General features: G+C 73.8%; 4 protein-coding genes and 1 pseudogene (1 of these 5 running past the window's edge). All 5 read left to right on the top strand.

Annotated features, from left to right (window positions below; all coding sequences use genetic code 11):
- On the top strand, positions 1–1,653 hold a 1,653-nt coding region (locus ACFE64_RS14165), incomplete at its 5' end, for a response regulator (RefSeq protein WP_375393102.1).
- Positions 1,654–1,792: 139 nt separating this feature from the next.
- Entirely contained in the window at positions 1,793–2,143 is a 351-nt protein-coding gene (locus ACFE64_RS14160) for a response regulator (protein WP_375393101.1), read from the top strand.
- A 37-nt stretch (positions 2,144–2,180) separates the two neighbouring features.
- The gene (locus ACFE64_RS14155) at positions 2,181–2,534 is read left to right on the top strand and encodes a hypothetical protein (RefSeq protein WP_375393100.1); all 354 of its coding nucleotides are present in this window, start codon (positions 2,181–2,183) and stop codon (positions 2,532–2,534) included.
- On the top strand, positions 2,531–3,901 hold the full coding sequence (locus ACFE64_RS14150; RefSeq protein ID WP_375393099.1) for an NAD(P)H-hydrate dehydratase: 1,371 nt from the start codon (positions 2,531–2,533) through the stop codon (positions 3,899–3,901). Before ACFE64_RS14155 ends, ACFE64_RS14150 begins: the two co-directional genes overlap by 4 nt.
- Positions 3,898–4,839: pseudogene (locus ACFE64_RS14145) on the top strand (class I SAM-dependent RNA methyltransferase) (it continues 365 nt past the right edge of the window). The gene ACFE64_RS14150 and the pseudogene ACFE64_RS14145 overlap by 4 nt, the downstream one beginning before the upstream one ends.

Genomic DNA, 4,839 nt, shown 5'->3' with positions numbered 1-4,839 from the left:
GGCCTCGTCCGCTTCGAACGCGAAGGGCTGGAGGGGACGCCGCTGCGCCTCGTCCGGCTGCCCTTCGCCGACGGCGCGGACGCGCCCGTGCTGGTCGCGCTGCTCGACGATCATGAGGGCGCGCCTGCCGTCGGCGCCAGCGCCGCCGCGCATGTCCGCACGCTGGTGTCGCTGATGCCGATCGGGCTGGCGCTGGTCGATCGCGACGGCCGCTTCGTACAGATGAACGACACGTTCCTGCGTGCCGCCCAGGTCGATCCCGCGCACCCGCCGCTCTACCCCGGCGATCTGGTGGTGCGCGAGGACAAGGGCGCGGTGGCGGACGCGGTGCGGCGCTTCGCCGGCGGCTCCACCCATTCCGCCGACATGGCGATCCGGCTGAAGGACCACCCCGACGAGCCGGTGGCGCTCACCATCGCCGGCGCGCGCGGCATGGGCGAGGCGGCGGTGCTGCTCAGCCTCAAGGACACGTCGGAGGAGGCGCGCCTCAAGCGCCAGGCCGAGCAGCAGACCAAGATGGAGTCGGTCGGCCAGCTCGCCGGCGGCGTCGCCCACGACTTCAACAACCTGCTGACCGCGATTCTGGGCCATTGCGACCTGATGCTGATGCGCCATTCGCCGGGCGACAGCGACTATGACGACATCCAGCAGATCCGCATCAATTCGAACCGCGCGGCCGCGCTGACCCGCCAGCTGCTCGCGTTCAGCCGCCAGCAGACGCTCCGGCCGCAGGTGCTGCAGCTGCCCGACGTGGTGTCGGAGGTGTCGAACCTGCTGAAGCGGCTGATGGGCGAGACCGTGCGGCTGGACGTCAGCCACGGCCGCAATCTCGGGCCGGTGCGCGCCGATCCCGGCCAGCTGGAGCAGGTCGTCGTCAACCTGGCGGTGAACGCGCGTGACGCGATCCTGACGGCCAACCCGAAGGGCGGCGGCGTGCTCACCATCCAGACGAAGGCCGTCACCGCCGCCGAGGTGCGCGCGTCGGGCAACGACGTGCTACCGCCCGCCGACTACACGTCGCTCACGGTCAGCGACAACGGCGCCGGCATCCCGCCGGAGATCATCGCCAAGATCTTCGAGCCGTTCTTCACCACCAAGGAGCTGGGCAAGGGCACGGGGCTGGGGCTTTCCACCGTCTACGGGATCGTCAAGCAGTCGGGCGGCTGGATCTTCGCCACGTCGCAACCGGGGCAGGGGGCGAGCTTCACCATCTATCTCCCCGTCCACGCCGCCGGGGCCGCGCCGCAGGTGCGGCAGCGCGCGCCCGTGCGCCCGGTCGACACCTGGGGCACCGGCACGGTGCTGCTGGTCGAGGACGAGGCGATGGTGCGCGCGGTTGCCGAGCGCGCGCTGGTGCGGCAGGGCTATCAGGTGCTGACCGCCGACAATGGCGAGGCGGCGCTGGAGGTGCTGGAGAAGAGCGGCCGGCCGGACCTGCTGATTTCCGACGTGGTGATGCCGACGATGGATGGCCCGACCATGGTCCGTCACGTGCGCGAGCGCTACCCGGATCTGCCGGTGCTGTTCATGTCGGGCTATGCCGAGGAGACGCTGCGCAAGTCGATCGACCTTGACCACGTCCTGTTCCTGCCCAAACCCTTTTCGGTCCAGCAGCTCGCCGAGGCGGCGAAGAGCGCGATCGCTTCGGTGTGAAGTTCCCATACCAAGCCGATCGGTTCATGCGCATCAGCTACGGCGTGCAATCCCTGGCGAGACCGGGAATGGTCATGGGCGGTGCACATTCCCGCCGGGAGCTTGGAAATGCGGTAATGTACCGCTACGGGCGCAGATTATGACGGAGCCGCAACAGATTCTCATCGTCGAGGACGAACCGCTGATCGCGATGATGCTGGAGGATTTCCTGGAGGTGCTGGAGAAGCGGCCCGCCGGGACGGCCGACACGGTGGCCGGCGCGCTCGCCCGGCTCGACGAAGGCGGCGTCGACGCGGCGATCCTGGACGTCAACCTGCGCGGCGGCGAGATCAGCACGCCCGTCGCCGAGGCGCTCGCCGCCCGCGGCATTCCGTTCGTGTTCGCCACCGGCGGGGGCGAGGAGAGCGTCGATGACCGGTTCCGCGACCGTCCGCGGCTCACCAAGCCGTTCACGATGGACGGCGTGGCGAAGGCGCTGGAGAGCCTCTGACCTCCCCGCATCGCGGCGGCGGTGCTAGGGTTGCCGCATGCGCGTCGCGTCCCGCCTGATCGTCTGCTCCGCTATGATCGTGCCTGCCTGCCATCGGGCTCCCGCATCGCAGCCGTTGGCCGCGCCGGATGCCGACCGGATCGCCTGCGCCCCGGCCGGTGCCGCGCTTGCGCCCGTCTGCTCCGTCGAGCTCGCGCCGGGCGGGGTGGTGACCGTCCGCAATCCCGATGGCGGCTTCCATCGCCTGCGCATCGCCGACGGGGGGCGCGGCGTGGTCACGGCGGACGGTGCGGCGCCGGCCCAGGTTCGGGTGCTCGACAAGAGCATGATCGAGGTCACGATCGCCGGCGACCGGTATCGCCTGCCGGCCAGAGTGGGCGCGGCGCGATGATCCCGATCGAAGGCCGACCGATCCTCATCGCCGCCGGGATGAAGGCGGCCGAGCAGGCGTCGGGCATCGACCTGTTCGCGCTGATGACGCGGGCGGGGGAGGGCGTCGGGCGCGCGGCGGCGCGGCTCGCGGCCGGCGCGGAAATGCTGGTGCTGTGCGGGCCGGGCAACAATGGCGGCGACGGCTATGTCGCCGCGGCCGCGCTCCGTCGCGCGGGCCACGAGGTCCGGATCGCCGCGTCCGCACCGCCGGCGAGCGACCTCGCCCGTCGGGCGGCGGCAGGCTGGGACGGTCCGGTCGAGGCGCTCGCCGACGTCGCGCCGGCGCCGGTGCTGATCGACGCACTGTTCGGCACGGGCCTCTCGCGCCCGCTGGAACCGGCGATCGCCGACCCGCTGGCGGGGCTCGCCACCGCCGCGCGACTCACGCTCGCCGTGGACCTGCCGAGCGGTGTCGGGACGGACGACGGCGGCGTGCTCGGCGCGGCGGGCGCGCAGGTCACGCTGGCCTTGGGCGCGCTCAAGCCTGCGCACCTGCTGGAGCCGGCCGCGTCCCTATGCGGGCAGGTCCGCCTGCTCGATCTCGGCACCGGCGCGCCCGACGACTGGCGCGTCGTAGCGCGTCCGCAGCTCGCGCCTCCGACCCCGAACAGCCAGAAATACACGCGCGGCCTGGTCGTGCTGGTCGGCGGCGCGATGCCGGGCGCGACGCTGCTCGCCGCCGAGGCCGCGATGCGCGCCGGCGCGGGCTACGGCCTGCTGCTCGCCGACGATCTGGCCGCCGCCGGCCCGCACGCGCTGGTCCGCCGGCGCTGGTCCGCGGCGGCGCTCGACGACAGGCGCATCGGCGCGGTGGTGATCGGCCCCGGCCTCGGTCGCGAGGACGCCGCCCGCGCGAAACTCGACGCGGCGCTCGCCAGCCCGCATCCGCTGGTGATCGACGGGGACGCGCTGCAGCTGCTCGATCTCGACCGGCTGGCGGCGCGCGACGGCGTGGCGGTGCTGACGCCGCATGGCGGCGAGTTCGCCCACCTGTTCGGCGCGCCGGCCGGGAGCAAGATCGACGCCGCGCTGGCCGCCGCGCGTCGCGCCCGCGCGGTGGTGGCGTTCAAGGGCGCCGACACGGTGATCGCCGCGCCCGATGGGCAGGGTCGCGTCTACCCGCGCGGCTCCGCCTGGCTCTCGACCGCCGGCACCGGCGACGTGCTGGCGGGGGTCGCCGGCGCGCTGCTCGCGGCGAAGCTGTCGCCGCTCGACGCGGCGGCGGGCGCGGTCTGGCTTCACGCCGAGGCGGCGCGGCGGTGCGGCGCGAGCTTCATCGCCGACGATCTCGCGCGGGCGCTGACGCCGGCGCGGGCATCGCTGTGAGCCCGATCCTGCGCGTCGCGGCGCGGGGCGAGGGCGTCGCGGCGGACGGGCGACACGCCGCGTTTGCGGCGCCCGGTGACACGCTGACCGATACCGGCGCGGTGATCCCGGGCCCACATCACCAGCCGCCGCCCTGCCGCCATTTCCCGATCTGCGGCGGCTGCCAGCTCCAGCACCTCGACGACGCCAGCTACGCGGGCTTCGTCGCCGACCGTATCGCCGCCGCGCTCGACGCGCAGGGGCTGACCGCCGCCATCCGGCCGCCCTATCTCTCGCCCCCGCGCACCCGCCGCCGTGCGACGCTGCACGCCGAGCGCGGGCTGGTCGGCTTCACCGCGGCGGGCAGCCACGCCATCGTCGACATGCGCGAGTGTCACGTCCTGCACCCTGCGCTGTTCGCGCTCGTCGCGCCGCTGCGGGCGCTGGCGCAACGCCTCCAGCTGCGAGGTCGCGCCGACCTGCACCTGACGCTCGCCGATCAGGGCGTCGACCTGCTCATCAAGGCCAAACTTCCGCCCGGCCTGACGACGGCCGAGGCGCTCACGGCCTTTGCCCAAGCGCACGGCCTTGCCCGCATTGTGGTCGACGAGGGGCTCGGCCCCGAGACCCGCTGGGAACCGCAGCCGGCCACCGTCACCCTCGGAACGGTGCCCGTGCCGCTGCCGCCCGCCGCCTTCCTGCAGGCGACCGCGGACGGGGAGGCGGCGCTGATCGCCGCCGTGCGCGAGGCGACTGCGGGCGCGGCGACGGTCGCCGACCTGTTCGCCGGCCTCGGCACCTTCGCGCTGGCGCTGCCGGGCCGCGTCTACGCCGCCGAGGGCGCGCGCGACGCCCTGCTGGCGTTGAAGGCCGCCGCCGCTGGCCGGCCGGTCTTCGTCGAGCACCGCGACCTCTACCGCCGCCCGCTCACTCCGGCCGAGCTCGACCGGTTCGACGCG

The organism is uncultured Sphingomonas sp. (assembly GCF_964250165.1).
Lineage (GTDB): Bacteria > Pseudomonadota > Alphaproteobacteria > Sphingomonadales > Sphingomonadaceae > Sphingomonas.
Note: the sequence above shows the minus strand (reverse complement) of the source record. Positions and strands in the feature narration are given on the sequence as shown.